The organism is Serratia sp. T13T92, assembly GCF_047530105.1.
Taxonomy (GTDB): domain Bacteria; phylum Pseudomonadota; class Gammaproteobacteria; order Enterobacterales; family Enterobacteriaceae; genus Chania; species Chania fonticola.
This window is the reverse complement of record NZ_JBLJAK010000001.1, coordinates 529,863-554,211: the sequence shown is the minus strand read 5'-3', so window position 1 is coordinate 554,211 and position 24,349 is coordinate 529,863. Positions and strand designations below refer to the sequence as shown.

General features: G+C 56.2%; 21 protein-coding genes. 10 read left to right on the top strand and 11 right to left on the bottom strand.

Features of this window, described 5'->3' with window-relative positions; all coding sequences use genetic code 11:
* Positions 1-221: 221 nt before the first annotated feature.
* Genes lolC through cobB form a run of 5 tightly spaced genes read left to right on the top strand, consistent with a single transcriptional unit; the run spans position 222 to position 5,187 of the window.
* Entirely contained in the window at positions 222-1,424 is a 1,203-nt protein-coding gene (gene lolC, locus ACMV5I_RS02575) for a lipoprotein-releasing ABC transporter permease subunit LolC (protein ID WP_065685925.1), read from the top strand.
* The gene (gene lolD / locus ACMV5I_RS02570) at positions 1,417-2,121 is read left to right on the top strand and encodes a lipoprotein-releasing ABC transporter ATP-binding protein LolD (protein WP_024485237.1); all 705 of its coding nucleotides are present in this window, start codon (positions 1,417-1,419) and stop codon (positions 2,119-2,121) included. Before lolC ends, lolD begins: the two co-directional genes overlap by 8 nt.
* Complete coding sequence (gene lolE / locus ACMV5I_RS02565) at positions 2,121-3,368, top strand: lipoprotein-releasing ABC transporter permease subunit LolE (RefSeq protein ID WP_121606601.1); 1,248 nt, start codon at positions 2,121-2,123, stop codon at positions 3,366-3,368. The genes lolD and lolE overlap by 1 nt, the downstream gene beginning before the upstream one ends.
* A 52-nt stretch (positions 3,369-3,420) precedes the next feature.
* Positions 3,421-4,338, top strand: a complete 918-nt coding sequence (gene nagK / locus ACMV5I_RS02560; protein ID WP_202728161.1) for an N-acetylglucosamine kinase — start codon at positions 3,421-3,423, stop codon at positions 4,336-4,338.
* Between the two features lie 9 nt (positions 4,339-4,347).
* Positions 4,348-5,187, top strand: coding sequence for a Sir2 family NAD+-dependent deacetylase (gene cobB, locus ACMV5I_RS02555; RefSeq protein ID WP_141131983.1), 840 nt, complete (start codon positions 4,348-4,350; stop codon positions 5,185-5,187).
* 458 nt (positions 5,188-5,645) lie between these two features.
* Here the strand turns inward: cobB and potD are convergent, their stop codons facing one another.
* The 4 genes from potD to potA all read right to left on the bottom strand — a co-directional run bounded on the left by potD (position 5,646) and on the right by potA (position 9,534).
* On the bottom strand, positions 5,646-6,692 hold the full coding sequence (gene potD, locus ACMV5I_RS02550; protein ID WP_141131984.1) for a spermidine/putrescine ABC transporter substrate-binding protein PotD: 1,047 nt from the start codon (positions 6,690-6,692) through the stop codon (positions 5,646-5,648).
* 118 nt (positions 6,693-6,810) lie between these two features.
* Positions 6,811-7,587 (bottom strand): spermidine/putrescine ABC transporter permease PotC, encoded by a 777-nt coding sequence (potC, locus tag ACMV5I_RS02545; RefSeq protein WP_414823594.1) that lies wholly within the window; start codon positions 7,585-7,587, stop codon positions 6,811-6,813.
* Positions 7,584-8,444, bottom strand: coding sequence for a spermidine/putrescine ABC transporter permease PotB (gene potB, locus ACMV5I_RS02540; protein ID WP_024485242.1), 861 nt, complete (start codon positions 8,442-8,444; stop codon positions 7,584-7,586). Before potB ends, potC begins: the two co-directional genes overlap by 4 nt.
* Positions 8,428-9,534, bottom strand: coding sequence for a spermidine/putrescine ABC transporter ATP-binding protein PotA (gene potA / locus ACMV5I_RS02535; RefSeq protein ID WP_414823593.1), 1,107 nt, complete (start codon positions 9,532-9,534; stop codon positions 8,428-8,430). Before potA ends, potB begins: the two co-directional genes overlap by 17 nt.
* A gap of 333 nt (positions 9,535-9,867) precedes the next feature.
* Here potA and pepT point away from each other — a divergent pair, with 333 nt between their 5' ends.
* Entirely contained in the window at positions 9,868-11,100 is a 1,233-nt protein-coding gene (pepT, locus tag ACMV5I_RS02530) for a peptidase T (RefSeq protein WP_024485244.1), read from the top strand.
* A gap of 53 nt (positions 11,101-11,153) precedes the next feature.
* On the opposite strand, the gene ACMV5I_RS02525 is transcribed toward pepT, so the two are convergent.
* The 3 genes from ACMV5I_RS02525 to phoP form a co-directional block, all read right to left on the bottom strand.
* Positions 11,154-12,275, bottom strand: a complete 1,122-nt coding sequence (locus ACMV5I_RS02525) for a cupin domain-containing protein (RefSeq protein WP_021804690.1) — start codon at positions 12,273-12,275, stop codon at positions 11,154-11,156.
* A gap of 80 nt (positions 12,276-12,355) precedes the next feature.
* Positions 12,356-13,813 carry a two-component system sensor histidine kinase PhoQ gene (gene phoQ, locus ACMV5I_RS02520; protein ID WP_021804689.1) on the bottom strand — a complete coding sequence of 486 codons (1,458 nt, stop codon included), beginning with the start codon at positions 13,811-13,813 and terminating at the stop codon, positions 12,356-12,358.
* 5 nt (positions 13,814-13,818) lie between these two features.
* On the bottom strand, positions 13,819-14,490 hold the full coding sequence (gene phoP / locus ACMV5I_RS02515) for a two-component system response regulator PhoP (RefSeq protein WP_021804688.1): 672 nt from the start codon (positions 14,488-14,490) through the stop codon (positions 13,819-13,821).
* 352 nt (positions 14,491-14,842) lie between these two features.
* Here phoP and ACMV5I_RS02510 point away from each other — a divergent pair, with 352 nt between their 5' ends.
* From ACMV5I_RS02510 to ACMV5I_RS02500, 3 genes are read left to right on the top strand one after another with little or no spacing between them, the layout of a single operon-like run.
* Positions 14,843-16,093, top strand: coding sequence for a nucleoside permease (locus ACMV5I_RS02510; protein ID WP_261169342.1), 1,251 nt, complete (start codon positions 14,843-14,845; stop codon positions 16,091-16,093).
* A gap of 51 nt (positions 16,094-16,144) precedes the next feature.
* Positions 16,145-17,164, top strand: coding sequence for an ADP-ribosylglycohydrolase family protein (locus tag ACMV5I_RS02505; RefSeq protein WP_024485248.1), 1,020 nt, complete (start codon positions 16,145-16,147; stop codon positions 17,162-17,164).
* Entirely contained in the window at positions 17,161-18,135 is a 975-nt protein-coding gene (locus ACMV5I_RS02500) for a PfkB family carbohydrate kinase (protein WP_414823592.1), read from the top strand. Before ACMV5I_RS02505 ends, ACMV5I_RS02500 begins: the two co-directional genes overlap by 4 nt.
* On the opposite strand, the gene ACMV5I_RS02495 is transcribed toward ACMV5I_RS02500, so the two are convergent.
* The 4 genes from ACMV5I_RS02495 to ACMV5I_RS02480 form a co-directional block, all read right to left on the bottom strand.
* Positions 18,122-18,886 (bottom strand): GntR family transcriptional regulator, encoded by a 765-nt coding sequence (locus ACMV5I_RS02495; RefSeq protein WP_414823591.1) that lies wholly within the window; start codon positions 18,884-18,886, stop codon positions 18,122-18,124. The genes ACMV5I_RS02500 and ACMV5I_RS02495 overlap by 14 nt on opposite strands.
* 460 nt (positions 18,887-19,346) lie before the next feature.
* Positions 19,347-20,618, bottom strand: coding sequence for a c-type cytochrome (locus ACMV5I_RS02490; RefSeq protein WP_414823590.1), 1,272 nt, complete (start codon positions 20,616-20,618; stop codon positions 19,347-19,349).
* 17 nt (positions 20,619-20,635) lie between these two features.
* The gene (locus ACMV5I_RS02485) at positions 20,636-22,414 is read right to left on the bottom strand and encodes a GMC family oxidoreductase (protein ID WP_121606608.1); all 1,779 of its coding nucleotides are present in this window, start codon (positions 22,412-22,414) and stop codon (positions 20,636-20,638) included.
* Complete coding sequence (locus ACMV5I_RS02480; RefSeq protein WP_284121742.1) at positions 22,415-23,134, bottom strand: gluconate 2-dehydrogenase subunit 3 family protein; 720 nt, start codon at positions 23,132-23,134, stop codon at positions 22,415-22,417. It abuts the gene before it with no gap.
* A gap of 484 nt (positions 23,135-23,618) precedes the next feature.
* Between ACMV5I_RS02480 and ACMV5I_RS02475 the strand changes: the two genes are divergently transcribed.
* A complete protein-coding gene (locus tag ACMV5I_RS02475) occupies positions 23,619-24,329 on the top strand; it encodes a GNAT family N-acetyltransferase (RefSeq protein ID WP_414823589.1) in 711 nt (236 codons plus the stop codon).
* Positions 24,330-24,349 lie beyond the last annotated feature (20 nt).

Here is a 24,349-nt window from a genome sequence, read left to right as displayed (position 1 = left end):
GATTCGTTCAGCCTATTAATTTGCCCGTTGTAAACGGATTGTCAAACGGTTAAACGGCTATCAGCGGAAACAACCGTGTCTTCAGGAAGGTCAAAATCCGGCATTTTCTGTAAACCCGTGCAAACATGATGAATAAAACCGGCCGGGAGGTTCCATAAACCCGGTAGAGCCTTTATTATCCTTGATCACTTTGCTTAAGCTACGGCAACAAAACGGATTTCATGTATCAACCTGTCGCGTTATTTATTGGCCTGCGTTATATGCGCGGGCGAGCCTCAGACCGCTTTGGGCGGTTTGTTTCCTGGCTATCCACCATTGGCATTACGCTGGGGGTGATGGCGTTGGTGACGGTGCTTTCAGTGATGAATGGCTTCGAGAAAGATCTCGAAAACAACATCCTGGGGCTCATGCCGCAGGCGCTGATCACCAGCAAACAGGGTTCAATCAACCCTGAACAGCTGCCAGCCTCTGCCGTGCAAAACCTGCATGGTGTCACCCGGGTCACCCCGCTGACTACCGGCGATGTGGTGCTGCAAAGCGCTCGCAGCGTGGCCGTTGGCGTCATGTTGGGGGTTGACCCGCAGCAGCCCGATCCGCTGACGCCTTATCTGGTCAACGTTAAACAGCAACAGCTGCAACCGGGTGAGTACAACCTGATTATCGGTGAGCAGCTTGCCGGGCAGTTGGGCGTCAAGCGTGGCGATCAACTGCGTCTGATGGTGCCGAGCGCCAGCCAGTTTACCCCGATGGGCCGCATCCCGAGCCAACGTCTGTTCACCGTGATTGGCACTTTCCACGCCAATAGTGAAGTGGACGGTTATCAGTTGCTGGCGAACCAGCAAGATGCTTCACGTCTGATGCGCTACCCTGCGGGCAATATCACCGGCTGGCGTCTGTTCCTGCAACAGCCGTTGAGCGTTGACACCCTTAGCCAGCAAACGCTGCCGGAAGGCACCCAGTGGAAAGACTGGCGTGAGCGCAAGGGCGAGCTGTTCCAGGCGGTGCGCATGGAGAAAAACATGATGGGGCTGCTGCTTAGCCTGATCGTGGCGGTGGCGGCATTCAATATCATTACCTCGCTGGGCCTGTTGGTGATGGAGAAGCAGGGCGAAGTGGCCATTCTGCAAACCCTGGGCCTGACGCGGCGGCAGATCATGTCGGTCTTTATGGTGCAGGGGGCCAGCGCCGGGATTATCGGCTCGCTACTGGGAACGCTGTTGGGCGTTCTGCTTGCCACCAATCTAAACAACCTGATGCCAATCCTTGGCGCGTTGATCGACGGGGCTTCTCTGCCGGTGGCGGTTGACCCTATCCAGGTCACGATCATTGCCGTAGTGGCGATGGCGGTCTCGCTGTTATCCACGCTTTACCCTTCATGGCGCGCTGCCGCCGTACAACCCGCTGAGGCTTTACGTTATGAGTAACCATCCTTTATTGCAGTGTGAGCGCCTGTGTAAAACCTATCAGGAAGGCAACTTGCATACCGACGTGCTGCGCAATGTCAGTTTTGCCATGCAACCGGGCGAGATGATGGCGATCGTCGGCAGCTCGGGTTCCGGTAAAAGCACCTTGCTGCACCTGCTGGGGGGGCTTGATTCACCTACCTCTGGTGAGGTGATCTACAAAGGGCAGTCGTTGAACAAGCTTTCTTCCACTGCCAAAGCGGAGCTGCGCAACCGCCAGCTCGGCTTTATCTATCAGTTCCATCATCTGCTGCCAGATTTCACCGCGCTGGAGAACGCCGCGATGCCGCTGCTGATCGGTGGCATGAAACCGGCGCTGGCGAAGGAAAAGGCGCTGGAGATGTTGGCGGCCGTGGGCTTGGAAAAACGTAGCAAACATCGCCCGTCCGAGCTTTCCGGCGGTGAACGTCAGCGCGTGGCGATTGCCCGTGCGTTGGTGAATAACCCTTCGCTGGTGTTGGCGGATGAGCCTACCGGCAACCTGGATAAACGCACCGCAGACAGCATCTTCGATCTGCTGGGCGAATTGAACGTACGGCAGGGCACCGCATTTTTGGTGGTCACCCACGATCTGCAACTTGCTAAGCGCCTGAGCCGCCAGTTGGAAATGGCAGACGGCCATCTACAGGCGCAACTGACCCTGATGGGGGCCGAGTAATGAGCGCTTCGCCACTTTCATTGCTGATGGCGCTGCGTTTTAGCCGTGGCCGGCGGCGCGGCGGCATGGTTTCGTTAATCTCGGTGATCTCCACCATCGGCATCGCGCTGGGCGTGGCGGTGCTGATCGTCGGGTTGAGCGCGATGAACGGCTTCGAACGTGAACTGCAAAACCGTATTCTGGCGGTGGTGCCGCACGGCGAGATCGAACCGGTCAAACAACCGTTCACCGGCTGGCCGGAGATCCTGCAACGGGTCGAAAAGGTACCGGGCATTGTTGCTGCGGCACCCTATATCAACTTTACCGGGCTGATGGAAAATGGTGCTCAGCTACGCGCCGTGCAGGTAAAAGGGGTGGATCCTGCGCAGGAAAAACAGCTCAGCGCGCTGCCAAGTTATGTGCAGGGCGATGCCTGGGCAAACTTCAAAAGCGGTGAGCAGCAGGTGATCCTGGGCAAAGGGGTGGCTGACGCTCTGGGCGTGAAGCAGGGCTCTTACGTCACGGTGATGATCCCCAACAGCGATCCTGAGATGAAGCTGTTGCAGCCGAAGCGTATTCGCCTGCATGTCACCGGTATTCTGCAACTTAGCGGCCAGCTCGATCACAGCATGGCTATGGTGCCGTTGGCGGATGCCCAGCAATATCTGGATATGGGTGACAGTGTCACCGGTATCGCCATCAAGGTTAACGACGTGTTCGCCGCTAACAAGCTGGTGCGTGACGCCGGAGAAGTCGCCGATGCCACCGTCTATATCAAGAGCTGGATTGGCACCTACGGCTTTATGTATCGCGACATTCAGATGATCCGCGCCATCATGTATCTGGCGATGGTGCTGGTGATCGGCGTGGCCTGTTTCAACATTGTTTCCACCCTGGTGATGGCGGTGAAGGACAAGAGCGGCGACATTGCCGTGCTGCGTACGCTGGGAGCCAAAGACGGCTTTATCCGCGCCATCTTTGTCTGGTATGGCTTGTTGGCCGGGCTGGTAGGTAGCCTTAGTGGAGTAGTGGTTGGAGTGATCGCCTCGCTACAGTTGACCAATATCATCAAGGGCATCGAAAAGCTGATGGGCCACTCTTTCTTGTCTGGCGATATCTACTTTATCGATTTCCTGCCGTCCGAGCTGCACTGGCTTGATGTGGCGATCGTACTGGGTACGGCAATCGTGCTTAGCCTGCTGGCCAGTTGGTATCCGGCCAGACGTGCCAGCCGCATCGATCCGGCCCGCGTATTGAGCGGGCAGTAATAAAAACCTGGGGCCAGTAGCGGGCCCCATTTTTTTACCCTGAGGGCGAGTTATGTACTACGGTTTCGACATGGGCGGCACCAAGATTGAACTTGGGGTGTTCGACGCCAATCTGCAACGTATCTGGCAAAAGCGGGTGCCGACGCCGCGTGACGACTACCGGCAATTGCTGGCGGTATTACGCGATCTCACCCATGAGGCCGATGCCGTTTGTGGTTCGCAAGGGCTGGTGGGCATCGGCATTCCCGGGTTGCCAAACGAAGATGGTACCTTGTTTACCGCCAACGTCCCGGCCGCAATGGGGCAGCCGTTGCCGCGCGATCTGAGCGCGCTGATTGGCCGTGAGGTCAAGGTCGATAACGACGCCAACTGCTTCACGCTCTCGGAAGCTTGGGACGAAGAGTTTCGCCATTACCCGACGGTGCTGGGTATCATCCTGGGCACCGGAGTTGGTGGTGGTTTGATCGTTAATGGTAAAGTGGTCTCTGGGCGTAACTTTATCACCGGAGAGTTTGGCCACTTCCGCTTGCCGGTGGATGCGCTGGAGGTGCTCGGGCGTGATATTCCTCGCGTTCCCTGTGGCTGCGGCCATGACGGTTGCATCGAGAATTACATCTCGGGCCGCGGATTTGAGTGGATGTACGCGCATTTTTATCAACAACAGTTGCCAGCGCAGCAAATCATTGCGCATTATCAGGCCGGTGAACCACAGGCTGTAGCACACGTAGAACGTTTTCTGGATGTCCTGGCCATTTGCCTGGGCAACCTGCTGACCATCATCGACCCCCACCTGGTGGTGATTGGCGGCGGCTTATCGAATTTTGCCGCAATTTATCAGGCGTTGCCCCAGCGTTTGCCTGCCCATTTGTTACGGGTAGCCAAACTGCCACGCATCGAGAAGGCGCGCTATGGCGATGCCGGTGGTGTTCGTGGGGCAGCGTTCCTCAATTTGGTGGAAAGTCATAAATAAGGAGAGTTCATGCACACTCGCCATCGGTTGTGTCAGTTTCGCAAGAGTAAGCATGTGCGGCATCAGCGTTTTCGCTCGCGGATATTCCAACGCGATACCATGGCGGCGGCAGAGCTGAAAAAGCCGTTTGTCGTGGTGTTGACGGGGGCAGGGATCTCTGCCGAGTCCGGCATCCGTACTTTCCGCGCTGCCGATGGGCTGTGGGAAGAGCACAAGGTGGAAGATGTCGCCACCCTGGACGGTTTTCAGCGCGATCCTGCCTTGGTGCAGGAGTTTTATAATGCGCGCCGCCGGCAGCTACAGCAGTCGGATATCAGCCCTAATGCGGCTCATCGTGCGCTGGCTGATTTGGAAGAGTGGCTGGGGGAGGAGAACTTCCTGCTGGTTACGCAAAATATCGACAACCTGCACGAGCGGGCCGGTAGCAAGCAGGTGCTGCATATGCATGGCGAACTGCTGAAAGTGCGCTGCACCAGCTCTGGGCAGGTGGTGGAATGGTTGGGAGACCTGAGCGTGGATGAACGTTGCCACTGTTGCCAGTTCCCTGCGCCTCTGCGACCCCACGTGGTGTGGTTTGGTGAAATGCCGTTGGGGATGGATGAGATTTACGCCGCGTTGGCCAAGGCCGATTTCTTTATCGCGATTGGCACCTCTGGCAATGTTTACCCGGCGGCAGGTTTTGTTCACGAGGCACGGTTGGGCGGGGCTTATACCATGGAGCTGAATCTGGAGCCAAGCCTGGTAGAAAGCCAGTTCGAAGAGAAGCATTACGGTCCGGCCAGCGAAGTGGTGCCACGCTTTGTGCACAAATTCCTGATGGGCAAGGTCGAGCGGGCGGATAAGCCTTAGCAGAATGTTGGGTGAGATTGGTGGCTTTAGTATGCCCCTCACCCTAACCCTCTCCCACAGGGAGAGGGGACCGATCGAGTTCGTTGATTGCTTTGCGTAATATCTTGTTTTACTTGTTCTTATTCCCTGCTTTCCAGAGCTGCTCGGGCTAATGTACGCGCTCAGGACAGCTCCCTTTCCCACAGGGAGAGGGGACCGATCGAGTTCGTTGATTGCTTTGCGTAATACCTTGTTTTACTGGTTCTTACTCCCTGCTTTCCGGAGCTGCTCGGGCTAACGTACGCGCTCAGGACAGCTCCATTTCCCACAGGGAGAGGGGACCGATCGAGTTCGTTGATTGCTTTGCGTAATACCTTGTTTTACTGGTTCTTACTCCCTGCTTTCCGGAGCTGCTCGGGCTAACGTACGCGCTCAGGACAGCTCCCTCTCCCTGTGGGAGAGGGTTGGGGTGAGGGGCCTCAGCGCCCAGCTTTTAGCTGCTGGAAGTAGGTTTCATACAGCGTACTGGTATCACCCACATCGTTTTGCCATTCACCGTTCTCAATCACCGCATCATCTGGATACAGCGACTTGTCGTTGGCGATCTCTTTAGGTAGCAGCTTTCTCGCGGCCAGATTGGGAGTAGGGTAACCGATGGTTTCCGCCACCTGCACCGCGATCTCTGGGCGCAGCAGGAAGTCGATCAGCTTCAACGCTCCCTCGACGTTTTTGGCGTTAGCCGGAATGGCCAGGCTATCCATCCAGAAGATCCCGCCTTCTTTCGGCCAGACAATCTCCAGTGGGGTACCGGCCTGGCGCGCGACATAGGCGGAACCGTTCCATACCATGCCCAGATCGACTTCACCTTCCATATACGGATTACCCGGATTATCGGAGTTAAACGCCAGCACGTTTGGCATCAGCTTCTTGAGCTCGTTATAGGCAGCCTCGATCTGCTTAGGATCGGTGGTATTGCCCGAATAACCCAGTTTACGTAGCGCGACCTGGAACACTTCACGTGCATCATCGGTGAGCAGCACGCGGCCTTTGTATTCCGGTTTCCACAGATCGGCCCAGGCGGTTACGGTGTTGGCATCAATGGCATCCGAATTGACGCCAATGGCGGTTGCGCCCCAGATATAGGGAATGGAGTAATCATTGTTGGGATCGAACGGCTTGTGTAACAGGTTGGGATCGAGATCGTTAAAGTGGCTGAGTTTGCTTTTGTCGATCTTTTGCAGCATCCCCTCCTTGCTCATCTTGGCGATGAAATAGGTGGAAGGGACTACCAGATCGTACGCGCCGTCCCGGTAGGTTTTGAGCTTGGCATACATGCTTTCGTTGGATTCATAGGTGGAGTAAATCACCTTGATACCGGTTTCTTTGGTGAACTGTTCCAGCAGCCCAGGCGGGACATACTCGGTCCAGTTGTAGAAATAGAGCGTTTTGCCGTCGTCCGCGGCGTTTGCCGAGCCAAGGCTCAGTGCCATCATCCCGGCTGCGAGCAGATGTGACCACTTTTTCATGGTACGGATCCTTTAGCAGTGCGTGTTTTTACAGTATAGCGTGATGCGCCATACCCCAGAGAGCGGCCATTATAGGTGGCGTACCCAGCGGGGTAAAGACGCTTATCCCGTTGGCAAATCAGTGTTTTTGCCGATCGCGCAACAGCAGTTGGCTGGTCAGCACCAGCGCTAGCGATAATACCAGCAGAATGGTGGCAAGGGCGTTCACTTCAGGAGATACGCCGACCTTCACCATCGAATAGATCTTCAAGGGCAAAATCTCGTAGCTTGGCCCGGTCACGAACGAAGAAACCACGACATCATCCATCGACAGCGTGAAGCTTAGCAGCCAACTGGCGGCGACGGCGGGCATGGCCAACGGCAGGATGATTTTGCGCAGGATCACCATTTCGCTGGCACCCAGATCGCGTGCGGCCTCCAGCATCTTGACGTCAAAGCCCTTCAGGCGCGCATAGACGGTGACCACCACAAAGGGCAGGCAGAAGGTAATATGCGAAAATAACAGCGACCAGAAGCCCAACGAGACGCCCAGCAGCATAAACAGCACCAGCAGCGAGATGGCCATGACGATATCCGGCGACATCATCACCACAAACAGCATGCCACCGACAAAGGGCTTCCCGCGAAAACGATAGCGGTATAACGCCACTGCCGCCAAAGAGCCGATCATGGTCGCAAAGCTGGCGGACAGCACCGCCATGGTCAGTGAATGCCCAGCGGCTTGCAACAGGCTGTCGTTGTTCATCAACATGCTGTACCAGTAGGTGGTAAAACCCCGCCAGTTGATGCCAAAGCGTGAGGTGTTGAACGAGTTAACGATCAGGATCACGATGGGAATATAGAGATAGGCGTAAATCAGGCTCATAAAGCCACCGCGCAACAGGCGTCCGATCATTCCAGCTCCCCCTTTTTGTTCAGCAGCTTGGCGGCTCGGTAATAGATCCACAGCATCAGCCCCATCACCAGCGTCAGGCAAATGCTGGTGGCGGCACCAAACGGCCAGTCACGGATATTCAGGAACTGGCTCTTGATGACGTTACCGATCAGCAGGTTTTTGGCTCCGCCCATCAGGTCGGCCACGTAGAACAGGCCCATGGCGGGCAGCAGCACCAGCAGGCAACCGGCGATAATGCCTGGCATAGTCAGCGGAATGATGATGCGGATAAAGGTTTGCAGCTTGCTGGCCCCGAGATCGCGGGCCGCTTCCAGGCAGGATTTATCCAGCTTTTCCAGGCTGGAGTAGAGCGGCATCACCATAAACGGCAGCAAGATGTAGACCAGCCCCAGCACCACGGCGCCAGAGGTATACATAATGCGTAACGGCGTATCGATGATCCCGGCCCACATCAGGAACTCGTTCAGATAGCCGCGGGTGCTGAGAAACAGCTTCAGGCCATAGATACGGATCAGCGAGTTGGTCCAGAAGGGTACAATCAGCAGGAACAGCAGCAGCGGGCGCACCCTTTGCGGCAGGCGAGCCAGAATAAAGGCGAAGGGATAACCCAGCAGCAGGCAGCACAAGGTGGCGATCGCCGCCATGTTCAGCGAGTGCAGCATCACCTGGCCATACAGGGGATCAAACAGCCGGGTGTAATTATCCAGAGTGAACACCATCTGCACCAGATTGGCGTCGTCACGGGTGAGGAAACTGGTGCCGATGATCATCAGGTTCGGCAGAAAAACAAACAGCACCAGCCAGCCGACGGTGCCGCTGATCACCAGGTTTTGCAGCAAATTACGCGATTTCTTCATCGGCCAGCACTACCTCCCAGCTTGCAACCCAGGTTATCGCCATCTTCTGGTTTAACGAGTGGTCAAAGTCAGGATCGTCTTCATTGAAGAATTCGCTGACCATCACCATCTTACCGTTTTCCAGTTCAACCACCGATTCTAGCGTCATGCCTTTATAGTTGCGTTCGCGCACGTAGCCGACCAGGCCATCTATCTGCTCGCTGTCGTTCACCTCTTCTACGCGCAGATCTTCCGGGCGCAGCAGAACCTTCAGGGATTGCCCTGGCTCGACCGGGAGATCGGCGTAGATATCACACTCACGGCCTTCTACACGAGCGCGCACCCGCTGCGGATCGATACGATGTAGCACTACCGCATCAAAGATATTGATCTCACCGATAAAGCTGGCGACAAACAGGTTCCTGGGCTCTTCATAGATTTCCCGTGGGGTGCCGTCCTGTTCTATTCGCCCGTCGCGCATCACCACAATCCGATCGGACATGGTCAGCGCCTCTTCCTGATCGTGCGTGACGAACACAAAGGTGATGCCCAATTGGCGCTGTAGCGCCTTCAACTCGTTCTGCATCTGCTTGCGCAGCTTGTAGTCCAGTGCCGAAAGCGACTCGTCGAGCAGTAACAGTTTAGGTTTATTCACCACGGCCCGGGCAATCGCGACCCGTTGTTGTTGCCCTCCAGATAGCTGATGCGGGCGGCGCTGAGCGAACTCGTCCAATTGCACCATGCGCAGGGCTTCCTCCACGCGCGGCGTTAACTCCGCCTCTGGGGTTTTCTGCATGCGCAGGCCAAAGGCGACATTTTCAAACACGGTCATATGGGGGAACAGGGCATAGCTTTGAAACACGGTGTTAACGTGCCGATGCTCGGCCGGGATGGCGGTGATGTCTTGCCCGTCGAGCACGATCTGCCCGTGGTCGGCATTTTCCAAGCCGGCAATCAGCCGCAGCACGGTGGTTTTCCCGCAGCCGGAAGGGCCAAGCAGGGTCAGGAATTCACCATCATTAATCTCAAGGTTGAGATCGCGAATGATCTCTTTGCCGTCAAAGCTTTTATTCAGGGCGTTCAGTGTAACCAAAGAGGATTGTTCAGTCATTTTAGTGTCTCTATCCCGTACGGTGGTGCAGATAGAACCGCCGCTGGAAAAGACTGCGCGAGCTTACGGGAGTGACCCGTCAGGTACTGAAGCTCAAAGCCAGCGGCGCCGATCAAAAATTTAAGAGGGCGCATGATAGACGCAGAATCCGGTAATTGAAAGCCAAACCGCCCATAAGTCATGCCAGTTGGCCGATTTTTGCGTCGGTAGTTACCCTATTAAACCATCACTTGCTTTAATGATTTGTGTTAAATCTGATTATTAATGACCTGTCTCAATATTTGATCCGGATCGGTTCCGCATAATGAAACGCGAAATTCTGAGGGCGGAACCATGGATAAACTACTAGATCGCTTTTTTAACTACGTCTCATTTGACACACAGGCTAAAGCGAACGTCAAACATGTGCCTAGTACCGAAGGGCAACTGAAGCTGGCGCGTGCGTTGCAACAGGAAATGATTGGGCTGGGGTTTGAACGGGTATCGCTAAGCGAACATGGCTGCGTGATGGGCACGCTGCCTGGCAATGTGAGCTGGCCAGTGCCGGCCATTGGCTTTATTTCTCACCTTGATACCTCACCCGATTTTTCGGGTAAGCATGTGACACCGCAGATAGTGGAAAACTATCGCGGCGGTGACATTGCCTTGGGCATCGGTGATGAAGTGTTATCGCCGGTGATGTTCCCGATCTTGCATCAGATGCTGGGGCAAACGCTGATCACCACCGACGGCAAAACGCTGTTGGGGGCTGACGATAAAGCCGGGATTGCCGAGATCTTGACCGCGATGGTGCGGCTAAAGCAGCAAAAAATTCCTCACGGCGATATCCGCGTGGCGTTCACGCCGGATGAAGAAGTAGGCAAAGGGGCGCATTTCTTTGACGTTGCCGCGTTCGATGCAGAGTGGGCCTATACCGTCGATGGTGGTGGTGTGGGCGAACTGGAGTGTGAAAACTTCAATGCAGCAGCAGTGACGGTAAAAATCGTCGGTAATAACGTACACCCTGGCAGTGCCAAAGGGGTGATGGTGAACGCGCTGTCGCTGGCAACCCGTTTCCAACAGGAGCTACCGGCCGAGGAAACACCGGAGCATACTGAGGGGTATCAGGGCTTTTACCATCTCAACAGCATCAAGGGGAACGTCGAACGTGCCGAGATGCATTACATCTTGCGGGATTTTGAGCGTGAAGGCTTTGAGGCACGCAAGCGCAAGATGATTGAAGTCGCGCAAAAGGTTGGCCGTGGGTTACCACGGGATTGCTACATTGAGGTGGCGATCGAGGATAATTACTACAACATGCGTGAGCAGGTGGCTGAGCATCCTCATGTGATCGAGCTGGCACAGCAGGCGATGCGGGACTGCGATATTGAGCCGGTGATGAAGCCGATCCGCGGTGGTACCGATGGTGCGCAGCTATCCTTCAAGGGGCTGCCTTGTCCAAACCTGTTTACCGGTGGCTATAACTTCCATGGCAAGCATGAGTTTATTACGCTGGAAGGGATGGAGCAGGCGGTGGCGGTGATTATGCGCATTGCTACTCTGAGCGCTGAGCGCGCTAAACGGTAGTTTTTGCGTTAACAGATTGAGTGAGGGGCTAGTTTGCCCCTCACTCATTATGATTAGTCGTTGAAATACCAGTAACCGCTGTTAATCAACGCCGTCAGCAGGGCCAGGAACGACGGGTCGTCCACCGCGTCGCCCAGCAAGGCGGCATCAACGCTGGCGTGCTGGCACAGCGCATCGGCGGCTTGCAGATGTTCGGTGTCGATTAGCTCACCGTTGACAAAGCATTGGTCGCCAACGCGCAGCACGCGTAACCCACCCAAACGTTGTAATGGCTCACCCTGTTGCAGTAGCTCATAGATTTCACCGGCCTGATAAGGCGGCTCTGGCGGCGCGATGTCCAGCTCGTGACGCGACTGCGAAATAAACTCGCCAAACCAGTTCTGGAAGTGCTCCGGCTGCTGCACCAGCTCCAGGATCATCCCACGCAGTGCATCGACCTCATGGGGGAGAACCATCGCCGGGTGATCGCGCAGCGCGATATCCGGATCGGTGTAACGTTTGCTGCCTAACTCGCGTGCTAGCACGTAGTCGGCATAGCCACTCACCATTTCGCGGCCATTCGGCGCGCGGAAGCCGACGGAATAGTTGAGCGAGTTTTCCAGTGAGTAGCCTTCATGCGGGAATCCCGGTGGGATATACAGAATATCACCAGGCTCCATCTCTTCATCAATGATGGCGTCAAACGGCTCTACCTGTAATAGGTCAGGGTGCGGGCAGTGCTGCTTCATCGGCACTTTTTCGCCCACGCGCCAACGGCGGCGGCCAGTACCCTGGATGATGAACACGTCGTATTGATCGAGATGTGGGCCAACGCCGCCGCCCGGTACCGAGAACGAAATCATCAGATCGTCCATGCGCCAGTCCGGCAGCTTACGGAACGGTTGCATCAGGGCACTGGAAGGCTGATGCCAGTGATCAACGGCCTGCACCAGCAATGACCAGTTGTTCTCGCCCAGATGGTCGAAACTTTCGAACGGGCCGTGGCCAACCTGCCAGCGACCTTCCTGATGGCTCACCAGGCGGCTGTCCACCTCGTTTTCCATAGCCAACCCGGCCAGCTCATCCGGGGAAATCGGATCGATAAAGTTGTTAAAACCACGCTTGATAATTACCGGGCGCTTTTGCCAATAGCGTTGCAAAAAGTCGTTCCAGTCGAGATCTAATTGGTAATCCATGTTCTATTCCAGGATAGAGTGAGCCTGCAGGGATTATAACGGAAGTTAGGCCCCGTGGATCGGGGCCTGAGCGAGAGAATTTAATCGTGATGGTGGGAGTCGTGCTGGCGGGAGAAGGTAACTTCCATCCGTGCACCACCAAGCGGGCTGTCGCTGATGGTAATTTGCCCGTCATATTGCTCGATGATCTCGGCGGCGACCGACAGGCCAATCCCCTGGCCGGGGCGCAGAGTATCGACGCGTTGGCCGCGTTGGAAGATCAGCTCACGCTTGCTTTCCGGGATGCCGGGGCCGTCGTCATCAATGACGATCGTCAGGTATTTGTCCGAGTGCAGCGAGGTGATCTCCACAAACTCCAGGCAATATTTACAGGCGTTCTCCAGCACGTTGCCCATCACCTCCATAAAGTCGTTTTTCTCGCCCATAAAGGTGACTTCTGGTGAGATATCGAGGGTGATGACTACCCCTTTACGCTGATAGACCTTGTTCAGCGCCACGCTCAGGCTGTCGAGCAGGGCAGAAACCGAATGGATCTCACGGGTCAGCACGGTTTGACCAGAGTTGATGCTGGCCCGATGCAGGTAATAACCAATCTGCTGCGAGATACGGCTAATCTGCTCGAGCATGATCGGCTCGACCTCTTCGATGGTGGTCTGCTTGCTGGACCGCAGCGAGCGCAGGGTGGTCTGCAATACCGCCAGCGGGGTTTTCAGGCTGTGGGTGAGGTCTGATAGCGTAGTGCGGTATTTGGTATAGCGCTGGCGCTCGTTGCGCACCAGGATATTCAGGTTCCGTACCAGACCACGTAGTTCACTGGGGGGATTCTCATCCAGTTGCTCGCGCTCGCCGTTTTCCAATTCACCGACCTGGGTTATCAGCGCCTTGATCGGCCGCAAACTCCAATACGCAGCTAGCCACAGCAGAGGCACGACCAGTAGCAGATTGGCCAGCAGTACGTAGCTGAACCATTCCCATACCACGTCCGAGCGTTGCAGCTCCTGCGGAATGCTGTCGACCACCACAATGCTCAAGGCGGGCAGGCGTGGGGTGGCGGCATAGGTATTGACGGCCACCGAGTGGGTTAACGCCTCATGGTCGGTATCGTCATAGTCTTTCAGCTGATCCTGGGCCTTGGGATTGTCGCCCAGCACTTCGCTACTGATCCGGGTGTCGGTGTCTATCTCATAGAAACCGGACTCTTCCAGCCACTCTTTCTGGATCCGTTTTTCCAGTTCCGGCACCGAGCGCTGGCTCCACAACAGGTTGCCTTTTTCGTCGTAGATAAACACCAGCGTTGGGGAGTTGAGATCGAGATCGGGCGGGATGGCAATGGTCAACTTCTGGTCTTTCCACTGCGCCAGGCTGAAGAACAGGTTGCTCTCACCGCGCAGCAGGCGGAAGGCGGTTTTATCAAAGCTGACGATATAGCCGACCACCGCAACCAGCCCGTAGGATAGCGACAGCGCCAGGATCACCCCGGCGGTGGCCATCAGAAAGCGGGCGCGCAGTGAGAAGGGCTTTTTATCTCTGTTGAACATTATGCTCACTTGGCATCGAAACGGTAGCCCTGACCACGTACGGTGGTGATCACTTCCTGTGGGTATTCGGCCTGTAGCTTTTTACGCAGGCGGCCCATTAATACGTCGATGGTGTGGCTTTCGCGCAGTTCGGCATCCGGGTAGAGTTGTAACATCAATGAATCTTTGCTGACCACTTTACCCGCGTTACGGATCAGCGTTTCGATAATGGTGTACTCAAAGGCCGTCAGTTTGATTTGCTGTTCGTTGACGCTCAGCTCACGGCGCGAGAGGTCGATCTGGAACGGCGGCAGTACGATCACCTGTGAAGCCAGGCCGCTATTGCGGCGCATCAAGGCCTGCATGCGGGCAATCACTTCTTCCAGGTGGAAGGGCTTGGTGACGTAATCATCGGCACCGGCTTCCAGCACCGCCACCTTATCCTGCCAGCTTTCACGAGCGGTCAGCACCAGGATCGGCAACTTCATCTGGTTGGCACGCCAACGGCGGATCAGGCTCAGGCCGTCTTCACCCGGCAACCCGAGATCGACAATGGCGATATCAGGCGCATGTTCCTGCAGAAAATAGTCAGCTTCTTTGGCATCTTCTGCGGCATCAACCTGATGCCCCATTTCACGCATTTGCACACTAAGATGGTGGCGCAATAGGCCATTGTCTTCGACAACCAGTACTCGCATGGTACAGACTCCTGTTGTTTAGGCGGGTGCAATACCAGGCACCCACACTGAAAAGGTTACACGCTGTTGGCCACGTTGTGGCAACGCGCATTAGCTGACCATTCCCTGATCGTTTGATTCTGTCATCCATTGATTATCGGCAATGGCTGATAAACGCAGGATAAACAGCGCAGTGCCAAAGGTAAACAAAACTTAAACAAAGCTGACTGCCTGAAGTGTGAGCGGGATCGCTGTAAAGGGTTAAAGGTATCATTAAGGTATTATATAGGTATCGTAATGATACTAATACCAGGAACCCTACACCGCTTTCCCGAGCCGATGCCGGGAAGGTAGCCAGCAAGGATAAATAATAATGAAACGTCCTCATCTGAAGCTGTCTGTCATGATGTTTATCGAGTGGTTTATCTGGGGAGCGTGGTTTGTTCCCCTGTGGCAATACCTCAACAAACTGGGCTTTACGCCGGGCGAAATAGCCTGGTCGTACAGCAGTACGGCGATTGCGGCAATCCTTTCGCCGGTGCTGGTTGGCGTCATTGCCGATCGCTACTTCGCCGCGCAAAAAGTCTTGGGCTGGTTGCATCTGGCTGGTGGGGTGCTGATGTTTATCATCGCCTGGCAAACCACCTTTGCCACCTTCTTCCCGCTGCTAGTGATTTATGCCATCACCTATATGCCGACCGTGGCGCTGACCAACAGCATCGCCTTTGCCAACATTACCGATACCGAAAAAGAGTTCCCGCGCATCCGCGTACTGGGCACCTTGGGTTGGATTGCCTCCGGTCTGGTGGTGGGCTTTATGCTGCCGCCGCTGCTGGGGTTAGGCAATATTTCCGATAGCAACCTGCCGTTAATCATTACCGGTGTGGCCTCGATCGCGCTCGGTTTGTACAGCTTTGTGCTGCCCAATACGCCAGCCAAAGGCTCTGGCCCGGTGGATATCAAGGCGTTGCTGGGCCTGAATGCGCTTGGCCTGCTGAAGGATCGCTCATTTGCCACCTTCGCCCTGTGCTCGTTCCTGTTCTGCATGCCGTTGGCGTTTTACTACCAGTTTGCCAATGGCTATCTGACGCAGGTTGGGCTGCCGAATGCCACCGGCTGGATGACGCTGGGGCAGGTCTCGGAAATCTTCGCCATGCTGGCGCTGCCGATGCTGCTCAAGCGGTACGGTATCAAGAAGGTGCTGTTGCTGGGCTTTGTGACCGCAGCGATCCGCTATGTGTTCTTTATCTACGGCGGCACCGCCGACGTCTGGGCCTACAGCATGCTGTTCATGGGCATTTTGCTGCACGGTGTCAGCTACGATTTCTATTTCGTGACCGGCTATATCTACGTCGACAAAAAAGCGCCGCCGCATATGCGTACCGCCGCTCAGGGCCTGATCACCCTGATTTGCCAGGGGTTGGGCAGCTTTATCGGTAACTGGCTCGGGGGCCGTGCGATGACCACTTTCGCCCTTGAACAACCGCGAGACGGTATGACATTTGACTGGTTCGCCGTGTGGGGCGTTGGTGCGGTGATGGTGGTGGGCGTCATGCTGCTGTTCCTGCTGTTCTTCCGTGAACGCAGCGACAACATCACCCCGATTGACGTGGCACGGTCTTAATTCATTGCGCCGGGCGTGTTGCCCGGCAAGGTAAAAATTCAGGAGAAACAGATGAAGCAGTTAACCCAGGAACAACGCGTGGTGGGCGCACTTTATGGCCAAATGCTGGGCGACGCGCTCGGCATGCCTTCCGAGCTGTGGCCGCGTGAGCGGGTTAAGCGCCACTTTGGCTGGATCGACCGTTTCCTTGACGGCCCGGCGGAGAACAACGCCGCCTGCTATTTCACGGCAGCGCAGTATACCGATGATACCTCGATGGCTCTGGCGCTCGCCGACGCGTTGATCGAGGCCGACGGTCAAGTGGTGCCGGAGTTGATTGCCCGCAATGTGATCCGCTGGGTCGATAGTTTTGACGCCTTCAACAAAAACATCCTTGGCCCAAGTTCCAAACTGGCGCTGGGGGAGCAGAAGAAGGGCACGCCGATTAGCGATTTGGAAAACAACGGTGTGACCAACGGCGCGGCGATGCGGGTTTCCCCGTTGGGTTGTGTGCTGCCTTCTGCACCGTTGGAGCAGTTTTGCCAGCAGGTTTGGCTGGCCTCCAGCCCGACGCATAAATCCGATATCGCGGTTGCCGGGGCGGTGGTGATTGCCTGGGCAGTTGCCAAGGCGGTCGAAGGGGCTAGTTGGGCAGAGATCCGCCTGGCGTTGCCGGGAGTGGCAGATTACGCTCAACGCCGCCAGAGCACCACCTTCAGTGCTTCTTTAGCTGCGCGCATCGAACTGGCCTTCCAGGTAGTCGAACAGGCTGGCGGTACCGAGCAGGCCTCAGAACGGGTCTACCAGCTGGTTGGCGCAGGGGTCAGCACCATAGAATCCGTTCCGGCCGCGTTGGCGATGGTCGAACTGGCGCAAACCGATCCTACCCGCTGTGCGATCCTGTGCGCCAACCTGGGCGGTGATACCGACACCATTGGCGCGATGGCCACGGCGATCTGCGGTGCCCTGAACGGTATCGACGCGTTCGACGCGGCCATGTTGGCAGAACTGAAGCGGGTGAATCCGCTGGATATCAACCACTACGCGCAGGCCTTTCTCCGTTTCCGCCAGCGCTGGCAGGAGGCTGAATGAGTCACGAAAGACGCGAGTTATTGCAGACGCTGACCCAGGGCGGCTGGCATCAACAGTGCCCGGTGACGGTGATTGGCGCAGCGGTAATGGATATGGTGGTGAGCGCCGATGCGTTGCCGGTGCGCGGTGGCGACGTGTCGGCCCAGATGCAAGGGCTGCATTTAGGGGGCTGCGCGCTGAATATTGCAGTGGCTCTGCGCCAGTTGGGCATTACCAGTCGTAACCTGCTGCCGGTGGGCGAAGGCGTATGGGCGGAGCGTTTGCGTAGCGAGATGGCGCAGCGCGGCGTGAGTTCCGATCTGCAAGTGGGTGGTGAGGATAACGGCTGGTGTCTGGCGTTGGTCGAGCCGGACGGAGAGCGCACCTTTATCTCTATCGATGGCATAGAGAACCAGTGGCAGCCGGAGTGGTTGGCAGACGTGACGCCACAAAGCGGGCTGGTTTACCTTTCCGGTTATCAACTGGGAGCCAGGCGGGGCCACGTGCTGGTGGATTGGCTGTTACGTCTACCTGAACAGGTTCGGGTGGTGCTGGACATTGGCCCGCGCATCGACGTGATGGCGGAGAGCCTGCTGCAACGCCTGATCCGCCCTGGCGTGATCCTGACGCTAAACCAGCGTGAAGCTCAGCACCTTGGCATGCAGGAAGATATTGCCGGTTTTTGCCAGCAGTTATGGTCAACCACTGAGCAACTGGTGATTGTGCGCTGTGGCGGGGAAGGTGGATATTACTTTGCCGGGCCGGAGGATCAAGGCTGGATCGCCGCTCGCCAGGTCAAAGTGGTAGACAGCATTGGTGCTGGCGATAGCCACAGCGCCGGTTTGCTCGCCGGATTGGCACTGGGCCTGACCGCTCGCCAAAGCATGATGCTAGCCAATAGCATCGCCGGTTACGTGGTATCGCAGGCCGGTGGAGATTGTGCGCCAACCTTGGCTGAGCTCCTGGCCAGCGAGGAACTCAATCCTCGCTGATAAACTCGTACATGTCGCTGCGGCAGAAGCTTTCGCTGTATTCGATGGGCTTTTTCCGGCTGTCGAACAGCGTTTGCTTGATGATCAGCAGCGGCATCGGCTCTTTCAGCTGTAGCGCGTTCAGGGTTTCGTCATCGCTCATGGCGGCGCTAACCTGGCTACGTAGCGATCCCAACTCCACGTTGTTCAAACGGAAGTAGTCATACAGGGAAACGCCGATGTCCTCAACGTTGGCTATGGCTTCTGCCACCACGTAAGACACCGCTACCGACATGGGGCGCTGATCGATAAAGTGAATGCGTTTGAGTTTGTACACCGGCGTATGCTCGGCCAGCGACAGCTTCTCGGCCAGTGCGCTATCCGCCGGGATCTGTTCACGGCTGATCCACATGGTGTCCGGTTTGCGGCCTTGCAGCATCACTTCGCGTGAAAAGCCTTTCACATCCGCCAGCGAATAGGCCAGTTTAGGTTGAGCCACGGTATTTTGAATGAAGGTGCCATAGCCCCGCGAGCGGCCGATAATGCCGTCCTGCTCCAGGCAGGCCAAGGCTTTGCGTACCGTAATGCGCGAGATCCCCAGCCGCTCGGTGAAATGGCGCTCACTGGGCAGAAAATCCCCCTGGCTCAATATGCCAAGCTCAATGGCCTGGCGTACCGATTCGTTAAAGCGCAGGTAGAGCGGCATAGCGCCAGCGCTGGTCAGATCTTGTTGCAGTTTGTCCAGCAGGCGCTGGTTGGGATCCGTGCTCATAGATGACCGAAATCCTGTAGCCTCAATGCGATAGCTTATTTAAGGTGATTTCGCCGGGCGGTGCAACCGTGTGGAGCAAGATCTGTGGAGATCAAACTCGCTACGTAGGAGCGATGCATGCTGCGACTGTTTGGATAATCAATGGTGAGCCGGTGCCCACGGTTTCCCCTCACCCCAACCCTCTCCCCAAAAAGGAGAGGGGGCCGGTACGGCGCTATAGTCAGGTATGAGAGACAATCTGTAACACCAACGATCAAGTCAAAACGTAGGGGCGCTGCATGCTGCGACTGTTTGGATAATCAATGGTGAGCCGGTGCCCACTGTTTCCCCTCACCCCAACCCGCTCCCCAAAAAGGAGAGGGGGCCGGTACGGTGCTATAGCCAGGTATGAAAGACAATCTGTAACACCAACGATCAAGTCAAAACGTAGGGGCGCTGCATGCTGCGCCCGTTGTGGTGTTTACTGCTGGGAAGGTTTGGCGGCGCTGTTCTCCCGTATTTCTTTGACCTGATCGGCGCTGACCGGAGCGGCGTTATTCCCCCAACTGGTGCGCACAAAAGTGGCAATCTGGGCCACCTGCTGGTCGCTCAGACGCCAGCCAAAGTCCGGCATGGTGAGTCCGGTAGGGGCTTCTATAGTCATCGGCGTACGTGAACCATTCAAAATGATGCTGATCACCGAAGCAGGGTCTTCCGCCAGCAACGCCGGATTATGGGCCAACTGTGGGAAGGTATTGCGATAGCCCTGGCCATCGCTGCGGTGGCAGGCGGCGCAGTTGTCCAGATAAGCCTGACCGCCTGGGTTGCCTTGGTCGATGCTGTAAAGTGCCAGCGGCTGGTTGGCTATTGGCGTTTTTTGCTCATCCCCTGCAGGCAGCGATTTCAGATAGGTGGCGATCGCCTGCAAATCCTCATCGCTCAGGTGCTGAGTGCTGTCTTGTACCACGTCTACCATGGAGCCAAAGGCGGCAAATCTGTCGCTGTGGCCGGTTTTCAGGAAACGGGTCAGATCTGCCGCGTTCCAACTACCCAGCCCGCTGAGCGCATCGCCACGCAGGCTGGCGGCGTGCCAACCTTCCAGCGTCCCACCGCTCAGATAGGTGTCATCCGTCTGGTTCAACGCTTTCTCCTGGAAGCCAATGCCGCGCGGCGTATGGCAACTGCCGCAGTGGCCCAATCCCTGAACCAGATAGGCTCCACGGTTCCATTGTGCGCTTTGGTTAGCATCTGGTTGATAGGTGCCATCCTCGCGGAATATGCCGTCCCACATCGCCAACGGCCAGCGCATATTCAGCGGCCATGGGATATCGCTAGCCTTGTTCTGCTGCACCACCGGCGTTACCCGTTGGGTGAAGTAGAGATACAGATCGCGTATATCTTCATCATTGATTTTGGCGAAAGAGGGATAGGGCATGGCCGGGTAGAGCCGAGTGCCATCGCGCCTAATGCCTTTACGCAGGGCGTCGGCAAACTCTTGTAGATCGTAGGCACCGATGCCAGTGGTTTTGTCTGGAGTGATATTGGTGGAATAGATCGCGCCAACCGGGGTGGTCATCTTCAGCCCACCGGCGAACGCCATGCCACCTGGCGCGGTATGGCAGGCGGCACAGTCACCGGCGCGGGCCAGATATTCGCCATGAGCGATTTGCCCAACCTGGTGGGTATCCTCGGCGGCCTGAGCGCTGGCGCTTAATACCAGCAAGGCCAGCAGCGAGGGGGTTAATCCTTTCATCGTCTTCTCCTTGCGTATCAGGCCTGAACCAACGGGCCGGGGTTGTTCAGATACTGATTACGGATCGCTTCCGCTGAATAATAGGCCAGCGCACCGACGATCCCAGTGGGGTTATAAGCCAGGTTCTGCGGGAAGGCGCAGGCACCAGTGACAAACACGTTGGGTACGTCCCAGCATTGCAGGTACTTGTTCACCACGCTGGTTTTTGGGTTGTCGCCGGTGATTGCTCCGCCGGTAGTGTGGGTGGATTGATACGGGCGCACGTCATAGTGCGAACCGCTGTCCATCACCGAAATCGCCATCTGCTTCGGCTCCATGGCTTTGGCGATGTTCGCCATCTTGCTGGTAATGTGCTGGGTCATCTTGATCTCGTTAGCCTTCCAGTCGAAGGTCATGCGCAGCAGCGGTAGCCCATAGGCGTCCCGATAGGTGGGATCGAGATCGAGATAGCAGTCGCGATAGGGCATCACCGAGCCTTCAGAGCCAATGCTCATCGAGTGCTGATAATTCTCTTTGATACCTTGTTTCCAGCCACTGCCCCAGGTGGGTGTCCCCGGCGGTAACGACATCTGTTGGATCGGGCGGCCTCCGGTGCGGGTGGCGGAAATATAGGCGCCGCCGATAAAGCCCAGCGCGCCGTGATCGAAGTTTTCCGAGTTGAGATCGTCGATCACCGTGCCCGCAGCTCCGGCTCCGATAAACGGGTTGAAGTGGGTGTCCTTATCGTAAAACAGCGAAATGCCGCTATTCATCTGATAGGCGTAGTTCTTGCCAACGACCCCTTCGCCGGTGACGGGGTCATAAGGTTTACCGATGCCGGAGAGTAGTAGCAGACGCACGTTATGCAGTTGGAAGGCGCTGAGGATCACCAGGTCCGCCGGTTGTTCAATCTGTTGGCCTTGGGCGTCGACATAGGTGACACCGGTCGCCTTTTTGCCGCTGCTGTCCAGATTGACCTTGATGACCTGCGACTGAGTGCGCAATTCAAAGTTTTTCCGCTTCATCAACACCGGCAGAATGGTGGTTTGTGGTGAGGCCTTGGAATACATAAAGCAGCCGAAGCGCTCACAGTAACCGCAGTAGTTACAAGGGCCGAGTTGCACGCCGTAGGGATTGGTATAAGGCTCCGAGCAGTTGGCCGCGGGAATGCTGAACGGGTGATAGCCGAGCGACTCGGCCGCCTTGCCAAACAGCGAACCAGAATAGAGCTGCTTGAGGGGCGCAGTGGGATATTCGCTGGTGCGTGGCCCTTCGAACGGGTTGCCGCCTTTGACGATATTGCCTTGCAGGTTACCGGCCTTGCCAGCGGTACCACAGACCTTCTCGAACTTATCGAAGTAAGGCTCCAGCTCGGTGTAACTGAGAGGGTAATCCTGCAACAACATGCCTTCTGGCACCCATTTGTCGCCATACTTTTCCGTCACCGTGGTACGCATTTTCAGATCGGCGGGCAGGGCGCGCCAGTGCATGCCGTTCCAGTGGACGCCAGCACCGCCAACGCCGTTGCCGGGCAAAAAGGATCCAAGCTGACGATAAGGCACGGCGAAATCCGCTGGCGTATGGCGCACGGTGACGGTTTCGTGCGCCATCTCCTGCTCCAGTTTCAGGCGGATGCCATAGGTCAATTCGTCGGCAATCCGTGGATAGGCAAAATCAGGGTAGGTATCGCGTTGCTCACCGCGCTCCAGTGCCAATACGCTCAGGCCGGTTTCGGTCAGTTCCATGCCCATAATGGCACCGGTCCAGCCAAATCCGACAATCACCACGTCTACCGGTGGCTTTTTTATCGTGCTCATTTATGCATTCCTTTTGCTGGAGATACTGACCGGGCCAAGGGGATAGGCCTGATTAGGATGATCGACCCAGTCGGTGTAATCCGCCCGCGCACCAGGGAAGCCGATCAGTTTCCATGAGGCCATCGACTGGTTACCGCCGTGCTGCGGATCGGCCAGATAACCCTCTTTGGTGTTTTGCAGCAGTTGGTTGAAAAAGGCTTTGCCGGGCAGGGTCTCGGAGTCCAGTTCACCTTTTTCCAACGCCGTTAGGAGCTGCTCTTGCTGGGCATGATCCAGATCCGCAAAGGCTTTCTGGTACTGCTGCTGGCAGTGCGCATTGATGCCGCGAATGCCAATGCGGTAGGTATCACGCGGCGTCAGTTTGGACTGATAGCCTAATTCAGGGGCCGAAGGGACAAACGGCGGGTGCATATACCACAGGCCACCGTGGCCATAAGGCGTTTCCATTTGCTTATCGATAAAGATCGGCACGCCTTCTTCGACGGCACCAGGGCCGTTGCTATCGCTGGGGATCAGTCGATCGCAGGCCGCCAGCAAAAAACGCCATTCATCGTTATTGAAGTAAGCGGGAACATAGTGAGAGGAGACACCTGCAGCGGAGGCTGGTAGGGGCGTCAATGTCAGAACGCCGGTACCTCCAGCGGCTGCCAGCGGTATTAGTGCTAGCGTTTTCTTTAGAAAGTTCCGCCGAGGCGGTACTGGAGAGTGCTGTCGAGACATAATTCCACCTTGAATTACCCGTTGTCTTTCAAGCTGCAGCGTTGTTACCTGCACTATCACACCCCAGTCACTTACTAAGTGTAAGCTCTTGGGGATGAGATAGTTTGTCGCCTAGCTGCAGCTTGAAATCCATAGGGTACCTGCTTCACAGAAATGCCCGCGCGGCCGCTGTCTTGGGCCATAAAAACGGGCAGAGGGAGTTGCTATTCCATGACCAATAATGATTAGCAAGCTACTGGTATGGTGATTCAAGTTTACGTCTTGGCCGCTAAAACAAACAATAAAGCATCTGTTTCAAAACATTTTATTCACATTGTTTTTGATTTAGATCATTTCATTAACAATTTACCTTGACTAAAGCCCCTAACGGGCGGTTGGTGATTGGTCTAGTCGTTGGGGTTAATTGGTCTGTATGCTGCGATCTGGCATCGGTATATGCTGTTGCGGAGAACCTACTTTTGCTGCAACCAGACGGAATACTTTTATGGCGATAAATCAATATGGTCAGCCGGTGGGCGAACCCTTGGTGCAATGGCATGCCTTGCCACGGCCGCAGGAGGTGACGCTGACGGGCAAATTTTGCCGCCTCACGATGTTGGACGCCGAGCGGGACTTTGCCGCGCTGTTTGCGGCTTACCAGCTCGCGCCAGACGGTCGTGACTGGACTTACCTGATGAGGGAGCGGCCGGATAGCCCGCAGGAACTGCGTGCGCATCTGGAAAACCTGCAGGCCAACCCGGCGTTGGTGAATCTGGTGGTGTTCGATTTAGCCACCGATCTGCCCGTCGGCACGGTGGCCTTTATGCGGATTGAAGAGGCCAGCGGCGTGTTGGAAATTGGCCACGTCTGTTGGTCACCGCTGATGAAGCAGCGCTCCTGCGCCACCGAGGCGATTTACCTGATGCTGCGCCACACCTTTGATGAGTTGGGTTACCGCCGCTGCGAATGGAAATGCGATAGCCTGAATGCACCTTCCCGGCAGGCAGCGCAACGCTTTGGGTTCCAATACGAAGGGCGTTTTTTGCAGGCGTTGGTCACCAAGGGCCGCAACCGGGATACCGACTGGTTCGCCATGATCGACCAAAACTGGCCGCAGATGCGTAGTGCGTTCGAAGGTTGGCTGGCTGACGAGAACTTTGGCTCTGATGGCCAGCAGATACAGCGTTTGCAGGCGTTTATGCCGCCAAACAGCTAACCGACTCATTTCTTCGTAGG